The organism is Blastococcus sp. SYSU DS0616, from assembly GCF_054051015.1.
Window position 1 is genome coordinate 118934 of sequence record NZ_JBJHAJ010000007.1, and the last position, 25981, is coordinate 144914.

At 74.0% G+C, this 25981-nt stretch carries 22 protein-coding genes; 12 read left to right on the forward strand and 10 right to left on the reverse strand.

The features are described 5' to 3' along the window. Positions 1-88: 88 nt before the first annotated feature. Positions 89-1633, reverse strand: coding sequence for a helix-turn-helix domain-containing protein (locus tag ACI79K_RS07510; protein WP_456599378.1), 1545 nt, complete (start codon positions 1631-1633; stop codon positions 89-91). Between the two features lie 75 nt (positions 1634-1708). On the opposite strand from ACI79K_RS07510, the gene ACI79K_RS07515 reads away from it, so the two are divergent. The 3 genes from ACI79K_RS07515 (at position 1709) to ACI79K_RS07525 (ending at position 3704) form a co-directional block, all read left to right on the forward strand. Further along, on the forward strand, positions 1709-2455 hold the full coding sequence (locus ACI79K_RS07515; protein WP_456588699.1) for an SDR family oxidoreductase: 747 nt from the start codon (positions 1709-1711) through the stop codon (positions 2453-2455). 103 nt (positions 2456-2558) lie between these two features. Continuing rightward, positions 2559-3494 (forward strand): DMT family transporter, encoded by a 936-nt coding sequence (locus ACI79K_RS07520; protein WP_456599379.1) that lies wholly within the window; start codon positions 2559-2561, stop codon positions 3492-3494. A 132-nt stretch (positions 3495-3626) separates the two neighbouring features. Then, on the forward strand, positions 3627-3704 hold the full coding sequence (locus ACI79K_RS07525) for a hypothetical protein (protein WP_456599416.1): 78 nt from the start codon (positions 3627-3629) through the stop codon (positions 3702-3704). A gap of 11 nt (positions 3705-3715) precedes the next feature. Here ACI79K_RS07525 and ACI79K_RS07530 read toward each other — a convergent pair whose 3' ends face one another. From ACI79K_RS07530 to ACI79K_RS07545, 4 genes are all read right to left on the reverse strand, one after another. Beyond that, a complete protein-coding gene (locus ACI79K_RS07530) occupies positions 3716-4531 on the reverse strand; it encodes a DUF998 domain-containing protein (protein ID WP_456599380.1) in 816 nt (271 codons plus the stop codon). Further along, positions 4519-4845, reverse strand: a complete 327-nt coding sequence (locus ACI79K_RS07535; protein WP_456599381.1) for a hypothetical protein — start codon at positions 4843-4845, stop codon at positions 4519-4521. Before ACI79K_RS07535 ends, ACI79K_RS07530 begins: the two co-directional genes overlap by 13 nt. Before the next feature lie 140 nt (positions 4846-4985). Further along, complete coding sequence (locus tag ACI79K_RS07540; RefSeq protein ID WP_456588704.1) at positions 4986-5186, reverse strand: hypothetical protein; 201 nt, start codon at positions 5184-5186, stop codon at positions 4986-4988. Between the two features lie 78 nt (positions 5187-5264). Next, a complete protein-coding gene (locus tag ACI79K_RS07545; RefSeq protein ID WP_456588705.1) occupies positions 5265-5585 on the reverse strand; it encodes a hypothetical protein in 321 nt (106 codons plus the stop codon). 321 nt (positions 5586-5906) lie between these two features. Here ACI79K_RS07545 and ACI79K_RS07550 point away from each other — a divergent pair, with 321 nt between their 5' ends. Then, positions 5907-10412 (forward strand): ExeM/NucH family extracellular endonuclease, encoded by a 4506-nt coding sequence (locus ACI79K_RS07550; protein ID WP_456599382.1) that lies wholly within the window; start codon positions 5907-5909, stop codon positions 10410-10412. A 112-nt stretch (positions 10413-10524) separates the two neighbouring features. Here ACI79K_RS07550 and malQ read toward each other — a convergent pair whose 3' ends face one another. Continuing rightward, positions 10525-12363: a 4-alpha-glucanotransferase gene (malQ, locus tag ACI79K_RS07555; protein ID WP_456588707.1), complete on the reverse strand. Its 1839-nt coding sequence runs from the start codon at positions 12361-12363 to the stop codon at positions 10525-10527. A gap of 136 nt (positions 12364-12499) precedes the next feature. On the opposite strand from malQ, the gene ACI79K_RS07560 reads away from it, so the two are divergent. The 3 genes from ACI79K_RS07560 to ACI79K_RS07570 all read left to right on the forward strand — a co-directional run bounded on the left by ACI79K_RS07560 (position 12500) and on the right by ACI79K_RS07570 (position 15848). Next, positions 12500-13492, forward strand: coding sequence for a TIGR03885 family FMN-dependent LLM class oxidoreductase (locus tag ACI79K_RS07560; RefSeq protein ID WP_456588708.1), 993 nt, complete (start codon positions 12500-12502; stop codon positions 13490-13492). Then, positions 13489-15156, forward strand: a complete 1668-nt coding sequence (locus tag ACI79K_RS07565) for an alpha-amylase family protein (protein ID WP_456599383.1) — start codon at positions 13489-13491, stop codon at positions 15154-15156. Before ACI79K_RS07560 ends, ACI79K_RS07565 begins: the two co-directional genes overlap by 4 nt. Before the next feature lie 152 nt (positions 15157-15308). Further along, positions 15309-15848 carry a hypothetical protein gene (locus ACI79K_RS07570; RefSeq protein WP_456588710.1) on the forward strand — a complete coding sequence of 180 codons (540 nt, stop codon included), beginning with the start codon at positions 15309-15311 and terminating at the stop codon, positions 15846-15848. A 78-nt stretch (positions 15849-15926) separates the two neighbouring features. Here the strand turns inward: ACI79K_RS07570 and ACI79K_RS07575 are convergent, their stop codons facing one another. Then, on the reverse strand, positions 15927-16694 hold the full coding sequence (locus tag ACI79K_RS07575; RefSeq protein ID WP_456588711.1) for a sulfite exporter TauE/SafE family protein: 768 nt from the start codon (positions 16692-16694) through the stop codon (positions 15927-15929). Then, positions 16691-17470 carry a sulfite exporter TauE/SafE family protein gene (locus tag ACI79K_RS07580; RefSeq protein WP_456588712.1) on the reverse strand — a complete coding sequence of 260 codons (780 nt, stop codon included), beginning with the start codon at positions 17468-17470 and terminating at the stop codon, positions 16691-16693. The genes ACI79K_RS07575 and ACI79K_RS07580 overlap by 4 nt, the downstream gene beginning before the upstream one ends. Positions 17471-17623: 153 nt before the next feature. On the opposite strand from ACI79K_RS07580, the gene mgtE reads away from it, so the two are divergent. Beyond that, positions 17624-18955, forward strand: a complete 1332-nt coding sequence (mgtE, locus tag ACI79K_RS07585) for a magnesium transporter (protein ID WP_456588713.1) — start codon at positions 17624-17626, stop codon at positions 18953-18955. 15 nt (positions 18956-18970) lie between these two features. Here the strand turns inward: mgtE and ACI79K_RS07590 are convergent, their stop codons facing one another. Beyond that, on the reverse strand, positions 18971-19360 hold the full coding sequence (locus ACI79K_RS07590) for a universal stress protein (protein WP_456588714.1): 390 nt from the start codon (positions 19358-19360) through the stop codon (positions 18971-18973). 140 nt (positions 19361-19500) lie between these two features. Between ACI79K_RS07590 and ACI79K_RS07595 the strand changes: the two genes are divergently transcribed. From ACI79K_RS07595 to ACI79K_RS07605, 3 genes are all read left to right on the forward strand, one after another. Continuing rightward, complete coding sequence (locus ACI79K_RS07595; protein WP_456599384.1) at positions 19501-20391, forward strand: LysR substrate-binding domain-containing protein; 891 nt, start codon at positions 19501-19503, stop codon at positions 20389-20391. Between the two features lie 153 nt (positions 20392-20544). Then, a complete protein-coding gene (gene kdgD, locus ACI79K_RS07600; RefSeq protein ID WP_456599385.1) occupies positions 20545-21459 on the forward strand; it encodes a 5-dehydro-4-deoxyglucarate dehydratase in 915 nt (304 codons plus the stop codon). A 55-nt stretch (positions 21460-21514) separates the two neighbouring features. Then, the gene (locus ACI79K_RS07605) at positions 21515-23029 is read left to right on the forward strand and encodes an aldehyde dehydrogenase (NADP(+)) (protein ID WP_456599386.1); all 1515 of its coding nucleotides are present in this window, start codon (positions 21515-21517) and stop codon (positions 23027-23029) included. Positions 23030-23076: 47 nt separating this feature from the next. Here the strand turns inward: ACI79K_RS07605 and ACI79K_RS07610 are convergent, their stop codons facing one another. Next, on the reverse strand, positions 23077-25623 hold the full coding sequence (locus tag ACI79K_RS07610) for a DEAD/DEAH box helicase (RefSeq protein WP_456599387.1): 2547 nt from the start codon (positions 25621-25623) through the stop codon (positions 23077-23079). A 171-nt stretch (positions 25624-25794) separates the two neighbouring features. Here ACI79K_RS07610 and ACI79K_RS07615 point away from each other — a divergent pair, with 171 nt between their 5' ends. Continuing rightward, a complete protein-coding gene (locus tag ACI79K_RS07615) occupies positions 25795-25926 on the forward strand; it encodes a hypothetical protein (RefSeq protein WP_456588719.1) in 132 nt (43 codons plus the stop codon). Positions 25927-25981 lie beyond the last annotated feature (55 nt).

The window sequence follows — 25981 nt, forward strand, 5'->3', positions numbered from 1 at the left end:
TCGTCCGCCCCACCGACCAGGAGAGGTGAGAAAGGACCCCGTCCTCCCCACCGCTCGCAGGCTCGCGGCGGTGCCCTGGACGGGGCCGTTAGTCGCGGAAGACCTCGATGTCGGCGCCCATCTCGACCAGCCGCTCGTAGAGCTGCTCGTACCCACGGGCGATGATGTCGACGTTGCGCAGCACCGACGTGCCCTTGGCCGCCAGCATCGCCAGCAGTATGCAGACCGCCGGGCGCAGCGCGGGCGGGCAGACGACCTCCGCGGCCCGCCAGCGGGTCGGGCCGGTGACCAGCACCCGGTGCGGGTCCAGCAGGCGGACGTCGGCGCCCAGCCGGGTGAGGTCGGAGAGGTGGATCGCCCGGTTGTCGTAGACCCAGTCGTGGATCAGCGTCGACCCCTGCGCCTGGGCGGCGATCACCGCGAAGAACGGCAGGTTGTCGATGTTGAGCCCCGGGAACGGCATCGGGTGCACCTTGTCCAGCGGCGCCCGCAGCTCCGACGGGTGGATGGTGATGTCGGCCAGCCGGGTGTGCCCGTTGTCGGCGAGGTACTCGGCGGAGAGCTCGTAGCGCAGCCCCATCTCGGCGAGCACCGCGAGCTCCACCTCGAGGAAGTCCACCGGGGCCCGGGTGACGGTCAGCTCCGAGCCCGTGACGATCCCGGCGGTCAGCAGGCTCATCGCCTCCACCGGGTCCTCGCTGATCGTGTAGTCGACGTCGGCGTCGAGCACGGGGCGTCCGCGCACCACCAGCGTCGTCGTCCCCAGGCCCGTCACCTCGACGCCGAGCAGCTGCAGGTACAGGCACAGGTCCTGGACCATGTAGTTGGAGCTCGCGTTGCGGATGGTGGTGGTGCCGTCGGTGCGGGCCGCGGCCAGGAGCGCGTTCTCGGTGACGGTGTCCCCCCGCTCGGTGAGCACGATCGTCCGATCCGCGGCGGCCGGTCCCTCCACCGTGGCCTGGTACTCACCGGCGTGCGCCTCGACGGCCAGCCCGAACGGCCGGAGGGCGATCATGTGCGGCTGCACGGTCCGCGTCCCCAGGTCGCAGCCGCCGGCGTAGGGCAGCCGGAACGCGCCGGCCCGGTGCAGCAGCGGGCCCAGGAACATGATGATGCTGCGGGTCCGCCGGGCCGCGTCGGCGTCGATGCCGTCGAGGTCGAGCTCGTCGGGGACGACGAGGGTGAGGTCGTGCCCCTGCTCGTCCCAGGTCGCGGAGACGCCGATGGACCGCAGCACGTCGAGGATGCGCTCGACCTCCACGATGCGGGACACGTTGCGCAGGGTCGTGCGCCCCCGGTTCAGCAGCGCCGCGCAGAGCAGGGCGACGGCGGCGTTCTTGGAGGACTTCACCGCCACCCGGCCGCGGAGGGGGCGCCCACCGGTCACCCGCAGGTGTGCCGGCCCGGCGGGACCCAGCCGGATGAGCTCGCTGTCGAGCGCGGCGGAGAGGCGGCCCAGGAACTCCAGCGTGAGGTTCTGGCTGCCCTGCTCGATGCGGGCGACCGCGCTCTGGCTGGTGCCCAGCCGTTCGGCCAGCTGTTGCTGGGTGAGGCCCCGGTGGCGGCGGGCGTCGCGGACGAGCGCCCCGATGCGCCGCATCGCTTCGTCGGCAGGCAGGTCGGTGAGCGTCACCGGGACACGATATCTCGTATCTGAGATGTCGGCCGCTCCGTGCGCAGACGTGGCGCCTCCGGGGAGACTGCACCCGTGGACGTACTGGTCACCGGCGGCACGGGCCGCCTGGGGCGGCACCTGGTGCCGCAGCTGCGGGACGCCGGGCACCAGGTGCGGCAGATGTCGCGCCGGGGCGCCGGCCCGGGAGGGGTGCGGGGTGACCTCGCCACCGGGCGGGACCTGGCGCACGCGGTGGCGCGGGCGGAGGTGGTGGTGCACGCGGCGAGCGCCCCCCGGGGCGACCCCTGGGAGGTCGACGTCGCCGGCACCCGACGGCTGGTCGAGGCGGTCGACCGGTCCCGGCCGCCGCACCTCGTGTACGTCTCCATCGTCGGGGTGGACCGGGTTCCCCTGAGCTACTACCGGGCCAAGTACGCCGCCGAACAGGTGCTGCTGGCCTCGGGCCTGCCGGTCACGCTGGTCCGCATCACCCAGTTCCACGGCTTCGTCGACGAACTGCTGGGCACGGCGCGCCGCGGGCCGCTGCTGCCGGTGCCCATGGGCTGGCGGGTGCAGCCGGTGGACGTCACCGACGCCGCGGCGCACCTGGTGGAGCGTGTGAGCGCCCCGCCGTCCGGCGGCGTGGTGGAGCTCGGCGGACCCGAGGAGCACTCGGTGGCCGACCTCGCGCGGACCTGGGCAGAGGTGCGCGCTCCGGGGGCGCGGGTCATCGCGACCCCCGTTCCGGGCCGGCTCGGCACGGCGCTGCGCGACGGCGCGGCGCTGCCCACCCGCGGTGCGCGTGGCCGGCGCACGTGGGCCGAGCACCTGCGGGGCTGAGGACCGCAGCGTTCCTGCCGGTTCCCGGCGGCCGGGTGCCAGTCACGTGCCGCGGCCGGAAACCGCCGGACCGGGTCGGCAGCCGGCCCTAGGTTCTGCGGACGTGACCACTCCCGCTGCTCCGGACGGGCGAACGCTGCTCGCCGTCGTCGTCACCGTGCTCGCCTGGGCATCGGCCTTCGTGGGCATCCGCGCGGTCGGCCAGGACCTGTCGCCCGGCGCGCTGGCCCTCGGCCGGCTGCTGATCGGCGGGATCGTGCTGGGCCTGCTCGTCGCCCGCCGCGGCTGGGTGCGCCCCACGCCCGGTGAGTGGCGGTTGCTGGCCGTCTGCGGGATCGGCTGGTTCGCCGTCTACAACCTGGCGCTGAACGCCGCGGAGCGGCACCTGGACGCTGGCACGACGGCGATGCTGGTCAACATCGGGCCGATCCTCATCGCCGTGCTCGCCGGCTTCTGGCTCGGGGAGGGCTTCCCGCGCTGGCTGGTCGTCGGCATCACCGTCGCCTTCGGTGGCGTGGTGCTGATCGGCGTCGGGACCCGCGGCGCGGACGCCGATCTGGTCGGCGTCGCGCTGTGCGTGGTCGCGGCGGTCACCTACGCGGTGGGCGTGGTGGCCCAGAAGCCGCTGCTGCGGCGGCTGCCCGGGCTGCAGGTCACGTTCACGGCGTGCGCGATCGGCGCGGTCGCCTGCCTGCCCTGGGCCGGCGCCCTGGTGACCGATGTCGGCCGCGCGCCCGCGGGCTCGGTCGCCGGGATGGTGTACCTCGGTGTCGTCCCGACGGCGCTGGCCTTCAGCACCTGGGCCTACGCGCTGGCGCGGATGGACGCCGGTCGCCTCGGGGTCACCACGTACCTGGTGCCCCCGCTGGTCGTCCTGCTCAGCTGGCTGCTGCTGGGGGAGGCGCCCCCGCTGCTGGCGGTGGCCGGCGGTGCGGTGTGCCTGGCCGGCGTGGCGGTGTCCCGGCGGCGGACCCGGCCCGCGCTGGTCCCCGCGGCCGGCGCTCCTCCGGCACCGGCCGGAGCGGCCGGTCAGCGGTAGGCGGACCGATCGACGACCGGGTGTGCGGACGGCTGCGGCCATGGGGTTGGCACGCACCGGGGCCACCGCCGGTGGTCCTCCGTGGAGACCGGCCGGGGGTTCGTGGTGGAGGAGCAGGACTAGGCGCAGGTGGTGGCGGCTGCCACGCGGGCGCCGTCGATCCACAACACGCAGCCGTGGCGGTTCGTCTGGTTCGAGCCGGCCGGCTGAACCCCGGCCGCTCAGCCGCGCCGGTGGGGAGGCGCCCACGGGTCCTCCGGGTCGGCGTCCTCCCCGTCGCCGGACGTCTCCCCGTCGGCGCCGCTCGTCGCGCCGGTCCGCTGGTCGCGGCCGGCGGCGGCCTCCAGGGCCTCGTCGCGTGCCCGCGCCTGCTCCGCCCGCCGCGCCTGCTCCTGCGCCCGTGCCGCATGCAGGGACGACTCCGCGGGCGCGACGTCGCCGCGCCGGCCGAGCCAGCACAGCCCCAGCCCGGTGAGGGCCAGGGCGATCGGCAGCGGGTACGCCGCGGCGCGCTCGACGCCCCCTTCCCCGAGGTACCGGGTGACGCCGGTCAGGAAGAAGGCGGTCGCGGCGGTGGCCAGGATGCCCAGCAGCACCACGGTCGTGCCGAGTGCCTCCGACAGGGGGCGCACGGCGTAGGCCAGGGCGATCAGCCCGAGGGCGCCGCCGACCAGGTGCAGGACCGCCCCGAGCGCGTGCAGCGTGCCGTTGCCGTCGGTGGGGAAGACGCCCACGAGCAGCACACCGGCGGCGGAGGCGCCGAGCAGCACGGCCATCGCACGGGCGGCCCCGCCACGCAGCGCGGGAAGCAGCAGCAGGGCCCCGCCCAGGATGAGGGCGGCCTGCACGACGAACGAGGCGTTCATCAGCTGCCGGCCGGCGGAGTCGGCGGCGCCCAGGGCGCTGATCACGTCCTCCGTGCGGGAGTAGGGCCCGGCGTAGCGGGCCTGGGTCACCGCCTCCGCCACGAAGAACTGCAGGGTCAGCACCCACGCGAGGGCACCCCAGCGGAGGCGGTGGGCAGTCACGGCAGCCATGATCCCAGCTGGTCGCGGGGAATCCGGTCGAGGACGGCGGACAGCTGCGCGCTCGACAGCCACGACGGGTTGCTGCCGGCCGGCATGCGCAGCACCTCGGCGTCCGCGAAGGCCGGATCGACCCGCAGCCCGGCGCGGTCCACCGGCGTGTCGAGGCGGAGCAGGCGGACCGGCAGCACCGGCCCGTCCGCGGTCTCGTGGACCGGGGCGGTGACCCGGCCGACGGCGTGGACGCCGGCCGCGGCGCGCCCGCTCACCCACAGGACCACCGGCTGCCCGGCCGCGACGAGGTCGAGGCGGTAGCTCCGGCGCACGCAGCGCGCCAGGTCGCGGGTGGTACCGGGCAGCCAGGCCGCGTCGACGGACGCCGGCGGCCGGGTGCTCTTGAGCAGCCAGCAGGCGACGTCGCCGGCGCGCAGCCGCGCCGGCGTCGCCGGCCGGGCCGACCGCTCGGTCAGTCGGTGGCCGAGTGGACGTCGGCGCCCGCGGGGTCGGCGTCGTCGGAGCCGACGGCCTGCCGCTCCTTCTCGGTGCGGTACTCCAGCACCTCGTCGGCCGGGTGCGGGTCCTTCGCGTGTTGCGTGCGGTCCCGGGTCGGGTGCTCCTCCGGCGTGATGACGTCGTCGAGGGTGGGGCGGTCATGGGGATCGGTCATCGTGACGTCCTCCGGTCTGTCGGGATGCGGTCGGCAGGAGCCATAGCCCCCACCCGCGCCCGCTAACCGGGACGGAGCTCACCGCGGCTCGAGTCGGGCGGCCGGCAGCCACGCCTCGACCAGTGCGGGCCCGTGCGGACCGGCAACGGCGTAGGTCACCCGGCCGTGCCAGCCGCCGCCACGCTGCTGCCACTCCACCAGCAGCCCGGGCCACGTGCCGGGCGCCTCCGGGGGGTCGTGCACCCAGCAGTGCCGGCCGGCCTCCGCCTGCCCGTCCAGCCGGGGGGCGCCCGCACGGGCGGGCCGAGGTGCCGCGGCCCCCTGGGCCAGTGCACCGGAACGGGCCGCCCGGTCGCTGAGCGAACGCCCGGAGCGGCCTGGGTGCATGCCGCCGGCCATGGCAGCAGTCTCGCACGTCGGTCGAACATGCGTTCGACGGGCCGCGCCGGGTGGTGCCGGCGATTCCGGGTGAACAGTTCGTGCCAGTGGGGAGTGGCGAGCGTCACCGGATCCGGTGGTGGTCCGACCTGTCCCGGAGGGCGTATGCGACCTCGGTCGTGGCGCCCATCCCATTGCAGTGCGCATATCTCCGATGACGCCGGGTAGTTACGGCGCCCGGGGGGTGGATCGCGTCGGCGCCGACGTCACCCGTTCGTCACCGAGTGGTCACAACCGCTTCCTACGGTTCCGGCGTCCACCCGCACTCTGGAAGGAACCTGCGTGCCTGATCCAGCCGGCACTCCACCGCAGCGACGCACCGCCGGTGCGATCGCCCGCCGTGCCTGCCTCGGTACCGCCGCCGCGTCCGTCGCGGTCGTCGGCATGCCCGCCGTCGCCCACGCGGCGCCCACGGCCCCCGTCATCTCCGAGATCCACTACGACAACGACGGCGCTGACACCGGCGAGTTCGTCGAGGTCCACCTGCCTCCCGGCGGGAGCTCCGCGGACCTCTCGGTCGTGCTCTACAACGGCAACGACCGCGCCCCGTACGGGACCATCGACCTCGGGGACGTGACCGCGCCCGCGGACGCCCCCGCCGTGGTGGCCGTCGACGCGCCGGGGCTGCAGAACGGCGCGCCGGACGGCCTGGCCCTCCTCGACGGGAGCACCGTCGTCGAGTTCCTCTCCTACGAGGGGAGCTTCGTCGCCACCTCCGGTCCGGCCGCCGGGATGGTGAGCAGCGACATCGGAGTGGCGGAGGGCAGCAGCACGCCGGCCGGGTGGTCGCTCTCCCGGAACCTCGACACGGACGAGTGGACGGGCCCGTCCCCGTCCACCCGCGGGGTCGTCAACGGTGCCGGGCCGGAGGAGCCCGAGGAGCCTGGCGACGCCTGCGGGGTCACGCCCACGCACGAGATCGGCGCCGTGCAGGGCGAGGGGGACGCCACCCCGCTCGCCGGCCAGCAGGTCACCGTGCGGGGCGTCGTCGTCGGCGACCTGCCGGGCATGTCCGGCTTCTTCCTGCAGGACGCCGACGGGGACGGGGACGACGCCACGTCCGACGGCATCTTCGTGTTCAGCCCGCTGGAGGTCGACCTCGGCGACACCGTCGCCGTGACCGGCCCGGCGGAGGAGTACTTCGCGCAGACCCAGATCGGCGACGGCAACACCGCCGAGGTGTGTGCCGAGGGGACCGCCGCGGACCTGCCGCCGGCGGCGCCGCTCGACCTGCCCGCCGACGAGGCCGCCCGCGAGCGCCTCGAGGGGATGCTCGTCGAGCCGGTCGACCAGCTCACGGTCAGCGAGGTCTACGACCTCACCCGCTTCGGTGACCTGACCCTGTCCGAGGGCGGTCTGCTGGTGCAGCCGACGGAGCTCGCGCGCCCCGGTGAGGCGGCCGAGGCGATCGCCGAGGAGAACGCGCTGCGCCGCATCGTGCTCGACGACGCCGTCGGCGGGCGGGTCACGCCCGAGACGGCGCCCTACCTGACGCCGGAGACCCCCGTGCGGGTGGGCGACCCGGTCCAGTTCACCGAGCCGCTGGTCCTGGGCTACGGCTTCGACTACTGGCGGCTGTTCCCGGCCGACGGAACGGCCGAAGGGGTCTTCGCCCCGCAGAACACCCGGCCGGAGTCGCCCGACGAGGTCGGCGGTGACATCCAGGTCGGCGCCTTCAACGTGCTGAACTACTTCCTGACCTTCGGCGACAGCAGCACCGCTCGCGGCGCCGAGACCGCCGAGGCCTTCGAGCTGCAGGCCGCCAAGATCGTCGCCGCCATCAACGAGATGGACGCGGACGTCCTGGCCCTCATGGAGATCGAGGACACCGCCTCCACCGGCTACGGCGACGGCACGCCGGACCAGGCGGTCGCCGACCTGGTGTCCCGGCTGAACGAGGACGCCGGCACCGACAAGTGGGCGTTCACGGCGTTCCCGGACGAGCTCCTGGCCGTCGATCGCGACGTCATCCGCAACGCGATCATCTACCAGCCCGCCTCCGTGTCGCCGGTGGGCGAGCCGGTCGGGCTGGTCGACGAGGAGAACTTCGACAACGCCCGCGAGCCCCTCGCGCAGACGTTCGAGGCCGAGGGCGACGCGTTCACCGTCATCGCCAACCACTTCAAGTCCAAGGGCAGCGGGGAGGGGGCCAATGCGGACCAGGGCGACGGGCAGGGTGCCTCGAACCCGGACCGCATCGGCCAGGCGGAGGCGCTGGCCGGCTTCGTCGAGAGCCTGCGGGAGACCACCGGCGACGACGACGTGATGGTGCTCGGTGACCTCAACGCCTACTCCCAGGAGGACCCGATCCAGGTGCTCCGGGAGGCCGGGCTGACCGACCTGGGCACCCAGTTCGACGAGGGCCGCTACAGCTACGTCTTCGACGACATGTCCGGCTCGCTGGACCACGCCATGGCCACCGACAGCCTGACGGCCAAGGTGACCGACGTCGCTCACTGGAACATCAACTCGGTGGAGTCGTTCGCCTACCAGTACGACGGCGCGCCTGCGCTCTACGCGGCGGACGAGTTCCGGTCCAGCGACCACGACCCGATCCTGGTCGGGCTCGACCTGGGCGGTCCGGGCGAGCCCGGACCGGGGGTCGGCGACCCGACCGGGGAGGCCAGTGGCAACAGCTGGGTGCACCCGCAGGACCAGGTCGCCTACATCGCCGGTCACTTCCGGAACACCGACAGCGTGCCGGTGCAGGCGCGGCTGCTCACCGACTACGGCCAGTCGGAGGCGCAGACGGTGGCTCCCGGCGCCGCGGCGTACTTCACCGTGAACACACAGCTGGCCGAGCTGCCGGCGGGCACCGCCACGATCCGCGTCTACAAGAACGTGGACGGGCAGGGCTACCAGTCGCTGTTCCCGATTTCCTACCCGGGGCAGACCGCCGGGGGTGGCGACGAGGACGGCGTCACGGAGCTGCAGCTGCTGGGGATCAACGACTTCCACGGCCGGCTGGGCGAGGCGGTCGCTCTCGCGGGCACGATCGAGGAGCAGCGGGCCCGGGAGGACGTCGACGCGACGCTGCTGCTGTCCTCCGGTGACAACATCGGCGCCTCGCCGTTCGTCTCCTCCGTCCAGCAGGACGTGCCGACCCTCGAGGTGCTGAACGAGATGGGGCTGCAGGCCTCGGCGGTCGGCAACCACGAGTTCGACCGCGGGTTCGACGACCTGACCGGCCGGGTCGGCGTCGACGGGGAGAGCGGCCTGGCTGGCTTCCCCTACCTCGGCGCCAACGTCTACGGCGAGGACGGGGCCCCGGCGCTGCCGGAGTACGCGCTGCTCGACGCCGACGGCGTGACGGTCGGTGTGATCGGTGTCGTCACCGAGGAGACCCGCTCGCTGGTCTCGCCGGCGGGTATTGAGGGCATCACCTTCGGTGACCCGGTCGAGGCGACCAACCGCGTCGTCGAGGAGCTCACCGACGGGTCCGGGGACGAGGCGGACGTGCTCGTCCTGGTGGCCCACGAGGGCGCTCCGGGCAGCGACTCCCTGGAGGAGCAGCTCGCCGCCGACACCGCGTTCGCCGCGATCGTCACCGGCGTCGACGCCGAGGTGGACGCGATCTTCACCGGTCACACCCACCAGAGCTACGCGTGGGAGGCGCCGGTCCCCGGCGGCGAGGGCACCCGACCGGTGATCCAGACCGGGTCCTACGGGGACGCGCTCGGGCGCATCGCGCTGACCTACGAGGAGTCGACCGACGAGGTCACCGCCTTCACGGTCGAGAACCTGCCGCTCACCGAGCGGCCGGCCGAGGAGCTCGTCGCCGCGTACCCGAGCGTCGCCGAGGTCGCCGAGATCGTGGCGGCGGCGGAGGCATACGCCGACGAGGTGGGTAGCCAGGTGGTCGGGCAGGTGACGGGCGACATCACCCGGGCCTTCACCGACGACGGGACCGAGGACCGCGGGTCGTACTCGGCCCTCGGCGGGCTGGTGGCCGATACCTACGTCTACGGGACCGAGCTCAGCGCGATCGAGCCGGCCGACCTCGGCCTGGTGAACCCGGGTGGCCTGCGGGCCGACCTGCTGTACGAGGAGGACGGTGAGATCACCCTGGCCGAGGCCAACGCGGTCACGCCGTTCGCCAACGACCTGGTCGTCGTCTCGCTGACCGGTGCCCAGCTGGTGCAGGTACTCGAGCAGCAGTGGCAGCCCGCCGGTGCCTCCCGGCCGTTCCTGGCGCTGGGCACGTCGGAGGAGCTCACCTGGTCCTACGACCCGGAGGCGCCCGCTGGTGCGCGGATCATCGTCGACAGCATCCACATCTCCGGTGAGCCGATCGACCTCGGCGCGACCTACCGGGTGGCGACGAACAGCTTCCTGGCCTCCGGCGGTGACAACTTCACCGTCTTCGCCGAGGGCGTCACGGAGGGGACGGGTCTGATCGACTTCGACTCCTTCCAGGCGTACCTGGAGGACAACTCGCCGCTGAGCCCGGAGGACTACACCGGCCGGGTCAGCCTCGGTGAGGCGGAGGAGCCGGGTGCGCCCGCCGCAGAGGTGACCGTGTCGGACACCACCGTCACCGCACGTGACCGGGTCACGGTGTCGATCACCGGCTTCGCGGCGCACGAGCGGGTCGTCCTGTCCCTGGGTGGTGCCCGCCTGGGCGCCCTGCGGACCGACGCCGACGGGGCGGGCGCGGCGCTGGTGCGCATCCCGCAGCGGGTTCCGGCCGGTGCGGGCGAGATCGTCGCGACGGCCCCCAGGTCGGGCGTGACCGCCACGGTGCAGGTCGAGGTGACCGAGCTGGTCCGCAGCCGCGCCGGCGGCTGAGCCCGGGGCCGGCCGGCCGCCGAGGTCGGCCGGCCCCGTTCCTGCACGACGGCTGGAGGCCGGCCCCCATGAGGGGCCGGCCTCCGGCTGTCGGTGCCCCGGGCCTGGTGGCTCAGTCCGCGTGGGCGGGCGCCACACCGGCTCGCAGGGTCCGGGCGACCGTCTGCAGCAGGGGGTGGCCCGGCAGGTCCTCGACGAGCACGGGCAGCGGCAGCGACCAGTTGGGACGGTCGTCGGCGCCGGGCATGTTCGGCCGGCGCTGCTCCCCGACGGCGTCGTCCAGCGTCGAGGACAGCAGCAACGACGGCGCCGTCGCCAGCAGTGCGTGCGCCTGCTCCACCGCCTGCTCGACCGTGGCGTCGTCGGAGAGCCCCGGGAGGTGCGCCAGCAGCGACTGCCGGCCGCGCTCCAGCTCCTCCTCGGTGCCCGTGCCGTGCTCCCGCTGCTCGTCGACGTCGGCCTCGGTCCACAGCCCCGCCACGGTGGGCAGGTCGTGGGTGGTGATCGCCGCCATGGCCTCGGCCGGCCATTCCGCGGGGGCGTCGTCCTCGAACCACAGCAGCCGGTAGGACAGCACCCCGTGCTCGGCCATCGCCTCGCGGACCCCGTCCTCGACGGTGCCGAGGTCCTCACCCACCACCAGCGCCTGGGCGCGGTGGCTCTCGAGGGCGACGATGTTCAGCAGGTCCTCGGCCGGATAGCGGACGTAGGCGCCGTCCGCCGCGCTCCCGTCGGCCGGCACCCACCACAGCCGGAACAGGCCCATGACGTGGTCGATCCGCAGGCCACCGGCACCGGCCATGGTGGCCCGGATCGACTGGATGAACGGTTCGTAGTCGGCGTCGCGGAGCCGCCAGGGGATCAGCGGCGGGGAGCCCCAGTCCTGGCCGGCCGAGTTGAACGCGTCCGGCGGCGCGCCGACGCTGACCCCGTCGGCCAGCACCTCCTGCCACGTCCATGCGTCCGCGCCGCCGCCGGCGAAGCCGATCGGCAGGTCCTGGATGACGGTCATGCCCTCGGCGGCGGCGGTGAACTGCAGCTCCAGCGCCCACTGCAGCCAGGCGTGGAAGGCCACGACGGCGCCGTGCCGCTCGGCGTAGGCCGCGACGGCCGGGCCGTCCGGGCGCCGCAGCTCCTCGGGCCAGGCGTGCCAGTCGGCGCCGTGCTCCTCGGTGATCGCCGCCCACGTCGCCCAGTCCTGCAGCGTCCGCCCGCGCTCCTCCCGCCAGCGGGCGAAGGCCTCCCCGCCGCCGTGGGCGAAGAAGATCCGCATGAGCACCTCGCGCTTGCGCGCCCAGATCGCGTCGCGGTCGATCAGCGGCCCCTCGGACAGCGCGCGGCCGGCGTCGGCCTCGAGGTCGACCGCGTCGGCCCCGGGCACCTCGTCCACCCGCAGGTAGATCGGGTTGCGGAACCGGCGGGTGGCCGGCAGGTAGGGGCTGGCCTCCTGCTGCGCGATGGGGGCGACGGCGTGCAGCGGGTTGATCAGCAGGAACCCTGCCCCCTGCTCGTCGGCCATCTGCCGGAGGGCCCGCAGGTCGCCGAGGTCGCCGATGCCCCAGCTGTCCCGGCCGCGGGCGGCGTACAGCTGCACCGCCCAGCCCCACGCGCGGTCCTCGGGCAGCCAGCAGCGTCCGGGCGACACGATCAGCCGGCGCCGGCGGCCCTCCGGGGACTGCAGCCAGTGGTAGCCCAGCGGGAAGTCCTCCGGCAGCTCGCCGTCGATGTGCCGGACCTCGCCGTCCTCGCAGACGACGTCGGCCTCGTCCACCTCGAGCGCATCCCCGGGCCGGGCGACGATCGGCGCCCGGTCCTCCAGGTCGGCCGGCGGCTCGCCGATGACGGCGCGCAGCTGCTCGATCGTCTCCTGGGCTACCTGGTGCTCCTCGTCCAGCGCGTCCAGCCAGCTCGCATCGATGCCCCAGTCGTCTGTGGTCGGCTTCGTCGTCACCCCGCGATCCTCGCCGGGTGCGCCCCGGCTCGCAGTCCGGACCGGCGTGGCGCCGCTCTCGTCCGGCGCCGGCTCGTGATCGACCCCGACGCGTCCCACGTGGCCGCGCCGTCGGGACTCGGGTAGGCATCGGGCCATGCCGGTGATCGGGTTCCACAACTCCCACGAGCAGGTGCACCCCGCCGCGTTGCTGGACGCCGTCCGGCACGCCGAGGAGGTCGGGTTCACCGCCGCGATGTGCTCGGACCACCTCACCCCCTGGAACCCGCGGCAGGGCGAGTCGGGGTTCGCGTGGTCGTGGCTGGGGGCGGCGATGGCGACGACGTCGCTGCCGTTCGGCGCCGTGAACGCGCCCGGGCAGCGCTACCACCCGGTGATCGTGGCCCAGGCGATCGCCACCCTGGGCGCGATGTTCCCGGGGCGCTTCTGGGTCGCCCTGGGCAGCGGCGAGGCGATGAACGAGCACGTCACCGGCGACGCCTGGCCGCGCAAGTCGGTGCGGGACGCCCGGCTGCTGGAGTGCGTGGCGGTCATCCGGGCGCTGCTCGCGGGGGAGGAGGTCAGCCACGACGGGCTGGTCACCGTCGACCGGGCCAGGATCCACACGCTGCCCGAGCAGTCTCCGGCGCTGATCGCCCCGGCCGTCAGCGTGGCCACCGCACGCAACGGCGCGGCATGGGCCGATGGGCTGGTGACCATCAACCAGCCGCACGACAAGCTCCGCGAGGTGGTGGCCGCCTACCGCGACGCCGGCGGGCGCGGCACGCTGGCCCTGCAGGTGCACCTGTCCTGGGACCCCGACCCCGACCGGGCCCTGGCGATCGCGCACGACCAGTGGCGCAGCAACGTCTTCCCGCCGCCGCTGTGCTGGGACCTCGACAGCCCGGAGGCCTTCGAGCAGGCCAGCGCGCACGTGCGGCCGGGCGACGTCATCGGACCGGTCCGGGTATCGGCCGACCTGGGGCAGCACACCGCCTGGCTGCAGGAGTACCTGGAGCTCGGTTTCGACGCGGTGTACCTGCACCACGTCGGCAAGGAGCAGCGGCCGTTCCTGGATGCGTTCGGCGAGCACGTGCTGCCGCAGCTCGGGGTCACCGCCCCCGGCCCCGTCGAGGCGGTGCAGGCGTGAGGATCACCGACACCAGCGACCTGTGGTGGAAGAACGCCGTCGTCTACTGCCTCGACGTCGAGACCTACCTGGACTGGGACGGCGACGGCTGCGGCGACTTCGCGGGCCTCGCCCAGCGGATCGACCACCTGGCCGACCTCGGCGTCACCTGCCTGTGGCTGATGCCCTTCTACCCCACCGCCGAGCGCGACGACGGCTACGACATCACCGACTTCTACGGCGTCGACCCGCGGCTGGGCACCCACGGCGACCTGGTCGAGGTGATCCGGACGGCGAACGACCGCGGCATCCGGGTGATCGCCGACCTGGTGGTGAACCACACCTCCATCCACCACCCGTGGTTCGAGTCGGCGCGCCGGAGCACCGACGCCCCGTTCCGCGACTTCTACGTGTGGCGCGCGGACGAGCCACCGGACACCAGCGACCAGGTGGTCTTCCCCGACCAGGAGGACAGCATCTGGACGCTCTCGGAGGAGACGGGGGAGTGGTACCTGCACCGCTTCTACAAGGAGCAGCCCGACCTGGACGTGACCAACCCGCGGGTCCGGGACGAGATCGCCAAGATCATGGGCTTCTGGCTCCAGCTGGGGCTCTCGGGGTTCCGCGTGGACGCGGTGCCGTACTTCCTGGAGACCCAGCACGCCGCCGCCGACGACCTGCCGCAGCCGCACGAGTACCTGCGGGCGCTGCGCCGGTTCCTCACCCGGCGGTCGGGGCCGGCGATCCTGCTCGGCGAGGTGAACCTGCCCTACGAGGAGCAGGTGACGTTCTTCGGCGGCCCGGACGGCGACGAGCTGACCATGCAGTTCGACTTCGTCGGCATGCAGGCGATGTACCTGTCCCTGGCGCGCTGTGACGCCGGCCCGCTCACCGAGGCCCTCCGGTCGCGGCCGTCGATCGCCTCGGACACCCAGTGGGCCACGTTCGTGCGCAACCACGACGAGCTGACCCTCGACAAGCTCTCCGAGGACGAGCGCGCGGAGGTCTTCGCCGCCTTCGGCCCGGACCCGCGGATGCAGCTCTACGGCCGCGGGCTGCGCCGGCGGCTGCCGCCGATGCTGGCCGGTGACCCGCGCCGGATCCGGCTGGTCTACAGCCTCATGTTCGCCCTGCCCGGCACCCCGGTGCTCTTCTACGGGGAGGAGATCGGCATGGGGGAGGAGCTCTCCGCCGACGGGCGGCAGTCGGTGCGGACGCCGATGCAGTGGGACGACGGGGTCAACGGCGGCTTCTCGACGGCCGGGCCCGACCGGCTGCCCGGACCCGTGGTCCGCGGCGGGTTCGCTCCCGAGTTCGTCAACGTCGCCGACCAGCGGCGCGACCCGGATTCGCTGCTGTCGTTCATGAAGCTGCTGATCCGCCGGTACCGGGAGTCGCCGGAGCTGGGCTGGGGGAGCTTCGAGCTGCTGGACCAGCCGCACGCGGCCGTGCTGGCGCACCGCTGCGCCTGGGACGACGGGGCGCTGATCGCCGTCCACAACCTGGGCGCCGAGCCGTGCACGGTCCCGCTGCGGTTGCCCGACCTCGGCGGTGCGGGGCTGCACGACCTGTTGCAGGAGGGTGCCACCCCGGTGGCCGACGACGGCGCGGTGGAGCTGGCGCTGGACGGCTACGGGCACCGCTGGCTGCGGGTGGCGCGGCAGGGGAGCCGCCGGCTGCTCTGAGCGCGGCGGTGGCCGACTGCACCCGGCCGGTCACGCGCTGACCTGCGTTCCCGTGCCCGGGGAGGGTGAGGGATGACCCACGCCGCGGCGGCGGGGTGTCCTGCGGCGTTCGCGGTGCACCTGTGCCTAGCGTGGCCCGTGAGGTGAGTGCGATGAGCGAACGAGACCAGACCATGTCCCTGCCCGAGCCGAGCGCCGACGGCGCCGGCGCCGGTGCCACCGCAGCGGGAGCCGCCGGGCCCGTCCCGCCGCTGCCCGACCCGACACCGGTCGACGACCCGGGAGGCACGCCCACGGTCGGGCACGCCACCGCACCGGTGAGCGTGCGACCGGCCCCCCGCAAGCCACGGCGCGGCCCGATGACCGTCATGGGCCCCTGGGCCCCGGTCGCCGGCGGCCTGCTCGGACTGTTCCTCGGCCTGGTCGTCGTGCTGCTGCTCGCCGGCTCGGCGGACGCCTTCGACGACCGGCTGGCGCTGGCGTTCGCCGTCGTCGGCCTCGGCCTGCTCGGCGCCGCCGGCGTCCTGCTCGCCGACGAGGTGCGGATCGTGCGCCAGCGCTCCCGGGAGGCCGGGGTGCGGCCGCAGTGGGTGGAGGCGACGGCGGGGCTGGTGAACGGGCTGACGCCCGCCCGGCTGCTGCTGCTGGTCAGCGCGTTCGTGCTGTTCCTCTCGGCCTACGTCGCCGGCTGACCGAGCCGGCGGGCGCCGGTCGTGGTCATGGCGCGGCCTGACCACGACCGGGCTGCACCCGCCGGGCGCGGGGCTCGTTCAGAGGTAGGCCTGGACGCCCAGGTGGACGGCGAGCCCCAGGCCGGCCAACGCGATGAGCCGGCGCAGCAGCGTCTGCGGTGCCCGGCGCACGACGCGCGGCCCCAGGCGCCCGCCGGCGAACAGCCCGAGGGCCAGCGGCAGCGCCGCGGTCCAGGCGACCGGGGCCAGCACCACGAACGCGACGGCGGCCACCGCGTTGGCCATGCCGAGCATGACGTTCTTCAGCGCGTTGCTGCGGGCCAGCCCCTCGCCGGTGCCGAGGAGGAACAGCGCGAGCAGCATGACGCCGGCGGCGGCGCCGAAGTACCCGCCGTACACGGCGACGGCGAAGGTGGCCACGGGCAGCCACCGCGGGTCGGGGGTCGCCGCCTGCGCGGCCATCCCCTCGACGGCGAGCTCGCGCGGCGAGCGCTGCAGGAGGAGGACGAGGGACGCCCCGGCGACCAGCCAGGGGACGATCCGCTCGAACGCCGCGGACGGGGTGAGCAGGAGCAGCGTGGCGCCGGCGGCGCCGCCCAGCACCGCCCCCACGGCCAGCCGCCCCACCCGTCGTCCCTGGCCGCGCAGCTCCGGCCCGGAGGCGCTGACCGACCCGGCGCTGTTCAGCACGAGCGCCACGGTGTTGGTGACATTGGCGGCGACCGGAGAGAGGCCGGTGGCCAGCAGCGCGGGGTAGCTCACCAGCGAGGCGAGCCCGGCGATGCTGCCGGTCAGCCCGGCCCCCACGCCGGCGGCCACGAGGAAGAGGAATTCGAGGACGCTCACCGGGAGACGAGCACCCCGATCGCCACCACGCCCAGGACGACGATCGCCGTCCGCAGCACCGGCTCGGGCAGTCGCCGTCCGTAGCGGGCGCCGACGTGCCCGCCGGCCAGCGAGCCGACGGCCAGCAGCCCGGCCGCCGACCAGACCACCCGGTCGGTGGCGACCACCACGTAGGCGCCGGCCGCCACCGAGTTCACCGTCAGGGTCAGCACGTTCTTGATCGCGTTGAGCCGCTGCAGGGGCTCCCGCAGCAGAAGGCCGAAGACGCCGATCTGGATCACGCCCTGGCTGGCGGCGAAGTAGCCGCCGTAGGTGCCGGTCAGGTAGGCGGTGCCGACGAGGGCCGCGTGCCGTCCCGGGCCGATGCGGGGAGTGCGTCGCTCGTCCGCCCCCCGCCGGGCCAGCCGGCGCCGGACCAGCGGGTGCGCGGCCACCAGGACGACGGCGAGCGCGATCAGCACCGGCACCACCGCCTCGAACGTCGCGGCGGGCAGGTGCAGCAGGAGGAAGGCGCCGGTGAGCCCGCCGAGGACGGAGGCGGGGATCAGCCGCAGCAGCAGGGGCCACTGCCCGCGCAGCTCACGCCGGTAGCCGATCGAGCCGGTCAGGTTGCCGGCGATCAGGCCCAGCGAGTTGCTGATCGTGGCCGGGACCGGGGGGATGCCCACCCCGACGAGCACCGGGAAGGAGACCAGCGTCCCGGAACCGATGACGGCGTTGATGCCACCGGCCGCGACGCCCGCCACCGCGACGGCCACCATCTCCCACGCGGTCATGCGGTCATCGCCGACGAGCCTGGCACGCCAGGACCCCGCCCGGGCGGGCAGGTGGGTGTGATCGTCGCCGCGCCGCGCCGCGCCGCGCCGCGCTACCGGTGCCCGTCGGCTCCTGAGGGGCAGGACCCCGGCCGGGGCCGGTAGACAGGGGCCATGGACACCACCGCCGATCTCGGCGAGCTCGCCCGGGCGGGTGATCTGCGCGCGCTGCACGAGGTGCTCGCCGAGCTGGACGTCCCCAGCACGGTCGACGAGCTGGAACGGGTCGATCCCACGACGCGGGCGGTGGTGTTCCGCCTGTTGCCCAAGGACCGCTCCCTGGCGGTGTTCGAGGACCTCGACCCCGCGCTCCAGCGGGAACTGCTGGACACGCTGCGGGAGGAGTCGACCCGGGAGCTGATCACGGGGCTGGACCCCGACGACCGGGCGAACCTCTTCGACGAGCTGCCGGCCACCGTCGCCGCGCGGCTGCTCTCCGGGCTCGATGCCCGGGAGAGCGCCATGACCACGGAGCTGCTCGGGTACCCACAGGAGTCCGCGGGCCGGCGCATGACCCCCGAGGTGGTCTCCGTCCCGGTGGGCAGCACGGTCGCCGATGCGCTGGCGATCGCCCGCAGCGAGGAGCCGCACGCCGAGACGATCTACACCCTGCCGGTGATCGGGGCGGGACGGTGCGTCGTCGGGGTGGTGTCCCTGCGCCGGCTGTTCGTCAGCGACCCCGACGCGCGGGTCGACGACGTGATGAGCGAGCCCGTGGTGGTGCGCACCGAGGACGACCAGGAGGTGGCCGCGCGGGTGCTGCGCGACCACGGGCTGGTCGCGGTGCCGGTGGTCGACCGGGAGGGCCGGCTGGTCGGGCTCTTCACCGTCGACGACGCCATGCGCGTGCTCGAGGCGGAGGAGAGCGAGGACATCGCCCGTGCCGGCGGTGCCGAACCGCTCGACCGGCCCTACCTCACGGCGGGCGTCGTGGGCCTGGCGCGCAGCCGGGTGGGCTGGCTGCTGGTGCTCATCGCCGCGGCCACGCTGACGGTCAACGTGCTCGACTACTTCGAGGACGTCCTCGCCGAGGTGGTGGCGCTGGCGCTGTTCGTCCCGCTGCTGATCGGCACCGGGGGGAACACCGGTGCCCAGGCGGCGACCACGGTCATCCGGGCCATGGCCGTCGGCGACGTGCGGTTCGGCGACCTGCCGCGCGTGGTGGGTCGCGAGATGGCCACCGGCGCGCTGCTGGGGGCGCTGCTCGGGCTCGTGGGCTTCGCGCCGGCCGCCTGGCTGGTGGGGGTGGAGATCGCCGTGGTGCTGTGCTCCGCGCTGCTGGTGGTCTGCACGCTCGCCACCACCGCCGGGGCCCTGACGCCGATGCTCGCCCGGCGGGTGGGGGTGGACCCGGCAGTCGTCAGCGCGCCGTTCATCACCACGTTCGTGGACGCGACCGGCCTGATCGTCTACTTCCTCATCGCCCGCGCGGTCCTCGGGATCTGACGGTCGCGGAGCGGCTCACGGCTTGACGGCGAGGACCGGACGGTCGGCGTCGAGGAGGATCCGCTGCGCGCTGCTGCCCATGAGCAGCTTGCCGACGGGGGAGCGCTTGCGCAGCCCGATCACGATCACCGACGCGTCCACCTCCCGCGCCACGCGCAGCACCTCGTCGGCCGCCTCGCCGTCGCGCATCCCCTGCCGGAGCTCGAGTGCGACACCGGCGCGTTCGGCCCGCTCGGTGATGTCGCGGACGGTGTCCTCGTCGGCGACCTCCACGCTGACCGGAGCGCCGCCGCGCGCGGAGTTGAGCACCAGCACTCCCTCGCCGCGGCGGGCCGCCTCGGCGATCCCTGCGTCGAGCGCAGCGCGCCCCTCCGGGGTGGGGACGAATCCGACGAGGACGGTCATGCGGGCTCCTTGGCGGGACGGGCGGGGGACGAGGAGCAGTGTCCCCGAGAGCCCGGGTGAGGAAACCGTGGAGAGCCCCGGCGACGGCGTCCTCCATTCCAGTGCTGCAGAGAAGCCCCGAGGATCGATACCTTGCGTGCATGGGCTTCACGTTGGAGCAGCTCCGCGGCTTCGTGGCCGTCGCTGACGAGCTGCACTTCGGCCGGGCCGCGGCCCGGCTCGCGATGACGCAGCCTCCGCTGAGCCGGCAGATCCAGAAGCTCGAGCGCGCGGTCGGCGCACAGCTGCTGGAGCGCGACAACCGGCGAGTCGCCCTGACGGCGGCGGGGCAGGTGTTCCTGACCGAGGCGCGGCGCCTGCTGGCGCTGGCGGACTCGGCGCCCGAGCTGGCCCGCCGGGTGTCGTCGGGGTCCAGCGGCGTCGTCCGGATCGGGTTCACGGCCGCCTCGACCTACGGCGTCCTGGGCGGTCTGCTCAACGAACTGGCGCGCGAGCTGCCCGACGTCGACGTCGACCTGGCCGAGATGGTGACGCGCGAGCAGGTGGCCGCGCTGCTCGACGAGGAGATCGATCTCGGCCTGGCCCGCCCGCCGTTCGACGCCGAGACCTTCCAGTCCCGCCTGCTGCACCGCGAGCCGATGCTCGTGGCCGCCCCCGCCGGACACCGGCTGCTGGAGCTCGGACGGCCGGCCACCGCCGCCGACCTCGCCACCGAGCCGGTGGTCATGCACTCGCCGACCCGGGCCCGGTACTTCTACGACCTCGTGGTGGGCGTCGTCCCGGTTGCCTCGGAGAACGCCGTGCACGTGGTGGGTCAGGTGCTCACGATGCTGTGGCTCGTGGCGGCCCGTCGCGGCATCGCCTTCGTCCCCGGCTCGGCCGCCCGGTTGCCTATCGACGGCGTCGGGTTCGTGCGGCTGGAGACGGCGGTGCCCGAGCCGGTGGAGCTGCACCTGCTGTGGGCGAAGCAGGCCAAGAACCCGGCGCTCCGGCGGGTGCTGGAGGTCCTCGAACGGCGAACCACCGGGTGACGGTGTCGGCCTGACCATGCCCTGAGGGCATCGAGCGATACGCAATCGCTCTTGGACACGCATCCATCCGCCTTCCTACCGTGATGCCGACCGCCGCCACCCGGTGCGCCGTAGCGCCCCCGGAGCGGACCCGCCGGACCCGAGGACCCACCCGTGACGCTGCTTGCCCCGGATGCTCTCGCCGACCGGCTGAAGTCCGGCCTGCTCTCCTTCCCGGTGACCCACTTCGACGCCGACCTGCAGTTCGACGAGCCCCGGTACCGGAAGCACCTGGCCTGGCAGGCGAACTTCGACGTGGCCGGCCTGTTCGCGGCCGGCGGCACCGGCGAGGGCTTCTCGCTGACCTCCGCGGAGCTGGACCGGGTCGTGCGTGTCGCCGTCGACGAGGTCGCCGGGCGGGTCCCCGTCATCGCCCCGGCGACCGGCGGGACGGCGGTGTCCGCGGCGCAGGCACGCGCGGCCGAGGCAGCCGGGGCATCCGGGCTGCTGCTGTTCCCGCCCTATCTGACCGAGGCCAGCCAGCGTGGCCTGGTCGAGCACATCAGCGCGGTGTGCCGGTCCACCGACCTGGGCGTCATCGTCTACAGCCGGGCCAACGCGGTGCTCAGCGACACCACGGTGGCCGAGGTGGCCGAACGCAACCCCAACCTGATCGGGCTCAAGGACGGCGTCGGGGACATCGAGCAGATGACGCGCACCTACGCGCGCGTCGGTGACCGGCTGATCTACATCGGCGGGCTGCCCACCGCCGAGACGTTCGCGCTGCCGCTCCTCCAGCTGGGCGTGACCACGTACTCCTCGGCGCTCTACAACTTCCTCCCGGAGTTCGCGCTCAGGTTCTACGCCGCCGTGTGCGCGCAGGACAGGGGCGCCGTGTACGGCATGCTCAACGACTTCGTGCTGCCCTACACCGAGATCCGCGACCGGGCCAAGGGCTATGCGGTCTCGATCGTGAAGGCCGGGCTGACCGCCGTCGGCCGGGACGGCGGCCGGGTGCGCCCGCCCCTGACCGACCTGACCGAGGCGGAGCTGGCCGAGCTGACGGCCCTGGTCTCCAAGGTCTCCTGAGCCCGCACCTGCCTCGACGCGCCCCGCTGAACCCCGCACCCCCGAGGAGCACCCCATGGACGTCGTCAGCATCGACCCCCGAACCGGCGAGGCCGCCGAGGTCGTCGCCCAGGAGACCACCACCGAGGAGGTCGACCGCCTCTGCGCCGCGGCGCTGGCCGCCGCGCCCGCCCTCGACGAGCTCGGCCGGGCAGGCCGTGCCGCCCTGCTGCGCGCCCTCGCCGACGCCCTGGAGGGGCGCCGGGAGGGCGTCGTGGCCGTCGCCGACCGCGAGACGGCGCTGGGCACCACCCGGCTGAACGGCGAGCTGACCCGGACCTGCTACCAGCTCCGGCTGTTCGCCGAGGTGCTCGAGGAGGGCAGCTACCTCGAGGCGGCCATCGACCACGCGGGTGACACCCCGATGGGCCCGCGGCCGGACCTCCGCCGGATGCTCGTGCCGATCGGTCCGGTGGCCGTGTTCGGCGCGAGCAACTTCCCGCTCGCCTTCTCGGTGCCCGGCGGTGACACCGCGTCGGCGCTGGCCGCCGGCTGCCCCGTCGTCGTCAAGGCGCACGGCTCCCACCCGGCGACGTCGCAGCTGGTGTTCGAGGTGCTCGCCGAGGCCGCCGGCAAGGCCGGAGCGCCCGAGGGCACCCTCGGCATCGTGCACGGGCTGCAGGCCGGGGCCGACCTCGTCGCCCACCCGGCGATCCGCGCGGTCGGCTTCACCGGCTCGGTCAACGGCGGGCGCGCGCTGCTGGAGATCATCGAGCGGCGTCCCGACCCGGTGCCGTTCTTCGGCGAGCTGTCCAGCCTCAACCCGCTGGTCGTCACCCCGCAGGCCGCCGTCGAGCGCGGCGAGACCATCGGCCGCGAGCTGGTCGGCTCCTTCACGCTCGGCGGCGGCCAGTTCTGCACCAAGCCCGGGCTGGCCTTCGTGCCGGCCGGCCCCGAGGGCGACCGGGTCGTCGACGCGATGGCCGAGGCGGTCCGCTCGGCGCCGGCACCGGTGCTGCTCAACGAGGGCATCGCCGCCGCATACGGCCGCATCTCCGACGGCCTGGCCGCCGCACCGGGCGTCGAGGAGGTGGCCCGGGGCGAGCAGGCCCCGGACGAGGGTTTCCGCGCCGTCCCCCGGCTGCTCACCACCGCCGCCGCCGACCTGCCGGAGGAGGTCACCGAGGAGTGCTTCGGACCGGTGAGCGTCGTCGCCCGCTACGACGGCGAGGACGAGCTGTTCGCCGCCTTCGCCGCTCTTCCCTCGTCCCTGACCGCCACGGTGCTGCGCGGTGACGGCGAGACCGAACTGCCGCTCGCCGTCTCGCAGCAGCTGCGCACGCTGGCCGGCCGGATCGTCTACGACGCCTACCCGACCGGCGTCGCCGTCTCCTGGGCCCAGCACCACGGCGGGCCGTGGCCGTCGACCAACTCCCAGCACACCTCGGTGGGGACGACGGCGATCCGCCGGTTCCTGCGGCCGGTCACCTGGCAGGGCGCCCCCGCCGAGGTGCTGCCGGAGGAGCTGACCGACGGCTACCAGGGCATCCCGCGGCGGGTCGACGGGAAGCTGCAGCTGCCCCGGGGCTGAGCGGGTCGCCGCCGATCAGTCGTGCGCGGTGACGCAGATCCACCGCTTCAGTCCTTGCGGCCGGCGTCCACGAGCCGGATGACGGCTGCGCCCTCCTCGTCGGAGGCCGCGAGGTCGACCTCGACGTCGAAGCCCCAGTCGTGGTTGCCCTCGGGGTCGTCGACGATCTGCCGCACGTGCCAGACGTCCGGGCGCTTGTCCCAGATCAGCAGCGCGGGACCGCGGGCGTCCGCGCCGGTGTTCACCTCGCCGTGCTCGGCGAAGTAGGCCTGCACCACCTCGCCCCAGCGCTCGGCGTCCCAGCCCGAGCCGGCGTCCAGCTCGCCCAGGTCGTACCAGCGGCGGCGGGCCCACAGCTCGACGCGGCGGAACAGCGCGTTGCGGACCATCGCGGTGAACGCCCGCTCGTTGCCGGTCAGCGGGCGCGGCCGGGCGGGGACGGCGACCTCCGCCACCGGCCCCTGGTCGGCATCGGTGAGCGCCTCCCACTCGTCCAGCAGCGAGGAGTCGACCTGGCGCACCAGCTCGCCGAGCCACTCGACGAGGTCGGTGACCTCCTCGGTGCGCGCCGCGGCCGGCACCCCCGAGCGCAGCGCCTTGAACGCGTCGGAGAGGTAGCGCAGCACCGCCCCCTCGGCGCGGGTCAGCCCGTAGGTGTTCACGAACTCCCGGAAGGTGAACGCCCGCTCCCACATCTCCCGGACCACCGACTTCGGCGACAGCGCACCGTCGGCGGCCCACGGGTTGGACTGCCGGTAGACCTCGAAGGCGTGCCCGAGCAGCTCCTCCAGCGGCTTGGGATAGCTGATCTCCTCGAGCAGCTCCATCCGCTCGTCGTACTCGATGCCCTCGGCCTTCATCTGCGCGACCGCCTCGCCCTTGGCCTTGTTGAGCTGGGCGGCGAGGATCTGGCGCGGGTCGTCGAGCGTGGCCTCGATGACGCTGACGACGTCGAGCGCGTAGGAGTCCGAGTCGGGGTCGAGCAGGTCGATGGCGGCCAGCGCGAATGTGGACAGCGGCTGGTTGAGCGCGAAGTCCGGCGGCAGGTCCAGCGTCAGGTCGTAGCGGCGGCCGTCGGGCTCCGGCTCGGGCAGCCGCTCCAGGACGCCGGCCTGCAGCAGGGAGCGGGCGATGCCGATCGCGTCGCGGATCAGCTTCAGCTGCTTCTTGCGCGGCTCGTGGTTCTCGGTGAGCAGCCGGCGCATCGCGGTGAACGGGTCACCCGGCCGGTCGACGACGTCGAGGATCATCGCCGTCGTCACCCGCATGTGGCTGGTCAGCTTCTCGGGTTCCCCCTCGACCAGCCGGTTCATCGTCGACTCGCTCCACGGCACCATGCCGTCGGGGACCTTCTTGCGCACCAGCTTGCGGCGCTTCTTCGGGTCGTCGGCCACCTTGGCGAACTGCTTGAGGTTCTCCACCTCGTGCTCGGGCGCCTGGACGACGACGGTGCCCGCGGTGTCGTAGCCCGCGCGGCCGGCCCGGCCGGCGATCTGGTGGAACTCGCGCACCTGCAGCAGCCGGGTGCGGGTGCCGTCGTACTTCGACAGCGCGCTGAAGACGACGGTGCGGATCGGCACGTTGATGCCGACGCCCAGGGTGTCGGTGCCGCAGATGACCTTGAGCAGCCCGGCCTGGGCGAGCTGCTCGACCAGCCGCCGGTACTTGGGCAGCATCCCGGCGTGGTGGACGCCGATGCCGTGGCGGACCAGCCGCGACAGCGTCGTCCCGAAGGCCGACGAGAACCGGAAGCCGCCGATCATCTCGGCGATCGCCGCCTTCTCCTCCTTGCTGCAGACGTTGACGCTCATGAGCGCCTGTGCGCGCTCCAGCGCCGAGGCCTGGGTGAAGTGGACGACGTAGACCGGCGCCTGCTGGGTGTCGAGCAGCTCCTGGATCGTCTCGTGCATCGGCGTCGTCGCGTAGTAGTGGTGCAGCGGCACCGGGCGCACGGCGTTGGCCACCAGCGCGGTCGGTCGGCCGGTGCGCCGCGTCAGGTCCTCGCGCAGGAAGGTGACGTCGCCCAGGGTGGCGCTCATCAGGAGGAACTGCGCCTTCGGCAGCTCCAGCAGGGGGACCTGCCAGGCCCAGCCGCGGTCGGGGTCGCCGTAGAAGTGGAACTCGTCCATGACCACCAGGCCGATGTCCGCCTCCGCGCCCTCGCGCAGCGCGATGTTGGCCAGGACCTCGGCGGTGCAGGCGATGATCGGGGCATCCCGGTTGACCGCCGCGTCGCCGGTGAGCATGCCGACGTTCTGCGCGCCGAAGATGCCGCAGAGCGCGAAGAACTTCTCGCTGACCAGCGCCTTGATCGGTGCGGTGTAGTAGCTGCGCCGGCCGGCGGCCAGCGCGGCGTACTGCGCGCCGGTGGCGACCAGCGACTTGCCGGAGCCGGTCGGGGTGGCGAGGACGACGTTGGCGCCGCTCACCAGCTCGATCAGCGCCTCCTCCTGGGCCGGGTACAGCGGCGTGCCGCCGGCCTCGGCCCAGGCGGCGAAGGCCGCGAACAGCTCGTCGGGATCGCCGCCCCTCGCGCGCAGCGCGGAGAGGTCGGCGGGGTCGTCGAGCAGCGGGGGAGCGGCGGTCGTGGTCATCAGGGCTACCAGCGTGCCCGACGACCTGCTGCTTCCGCTGAGCCAGGTCCGGTAGGGCGTTCGTGCCCGAGAGACGGTAACGATCCGGTAACGACGAGTGTGGCGATGTGTGGGGTGCGTCGTAATCGGAGAGGAAGGTGAACAACAGGTAAACGGAAGGTGGCTGGGACCATGCGTGAACGTTTCTGCCCGGAGTGCCGGTGGACCGTGGTGACCGACCCCGCGGGCCGGCGTCGGCTCGAGATGCGCTGGGTGCCGCTCGGCGCCACGGCCAACCAGGCCCCGGTGGCGCGCGCGGCGTGACGGAGGGCCGCGTCCTCCCCGGGACGTGGCGGAGCGAGACACCCGACCCGGGCGG

Bases quoted from the DNA above. Each gene is read 5' to 3' on its own strand.
- ACI79K_RS07530 (WP_456599380.1), bottom strand. From the start codon at position 4,531: ATGGCTGCCGTGACTGCCCACCGCCTCCGCTGGGGTGCCCTCGCGTGG.
- ACI79K_RS07540 (WP_456588704.1), bottom strand. From the start codon at position 5,186: ATGACCGATCCCCATGACCGCCCCACCCTCGACGACGTCATCACGCCG.
- ACI79K_RS07545 (WP_456588705.1), bottom strand. From the start codon at position 5,585: ATGGCCGGCGGCATGCACCCAGGCCGCTCCGGGCGTTCGCTCAGCGAC.
- ACI79K_RS07560 (WP_456588708.1), top strand. From the start codon at position 12,500: ATGCCGGTGATCGGGTTCCACAACTCCCACGAGCAGGTGCACCCCGCC.
- ACI79K_RS07570 (WP_456588710.1), top strand. From the start codon at position 15,309: ATGAGCGAACGAGACCAGACCATGTCCCTGCCCGAGCCGAGCGCCGAC.
- ACI79K_RS07580 (WP_456588712.1), bottom strand. From the start codon at position 17,470: ATGACCGCGTGGGAGATGGTGGCCGTCGCGGTGGCGGGCGTCGCGGCC.
- mgtE (WP_456588713.1), top strand. From the start codon at position 17,624: ATGGACACCACCGCCGATCTCGGCGAGCTCGCCCGGGCGGGTGATCTG.
- ACI79K_RS07590 (WP_456588714.1), bottom strand. From the start codon at position 19,360: ATGACCGTCCTCGTCGGATTCGTCCCCACCCCGGAGGGGCGCGCTGCG.
- ACI79K_RS07595 (WP_456599384.1), top strand. From the start codon at position 19,501: ATGGGCTTCACGTTGGAGCAGCTCCGCGGCTTCGTGGCCGTCGCTGAC.
- ACI79K_RS07605 (WP_456599386.1), top strand. From the start codon at position 21,515: ATGGACGTCGTCAGCATCGACCCCCGAACCGGCGAGGCCGCCGAGGTC.
- ACI79K_RS07610 (WP_456599387.1), bottom strand. From the start codon at position 25,623: ATGACCACGACCGCCGCTCCCCCGCTGCTCGACGACCCCGCCGACCTC.
- ACI79K_RS07615 (WP_456588719.1), top strand. From the start codon at position 25,795: ATGCGTGAACGTTTCTGCCCGGAGTGCCGGTGGACCGTGGTGACCGAC.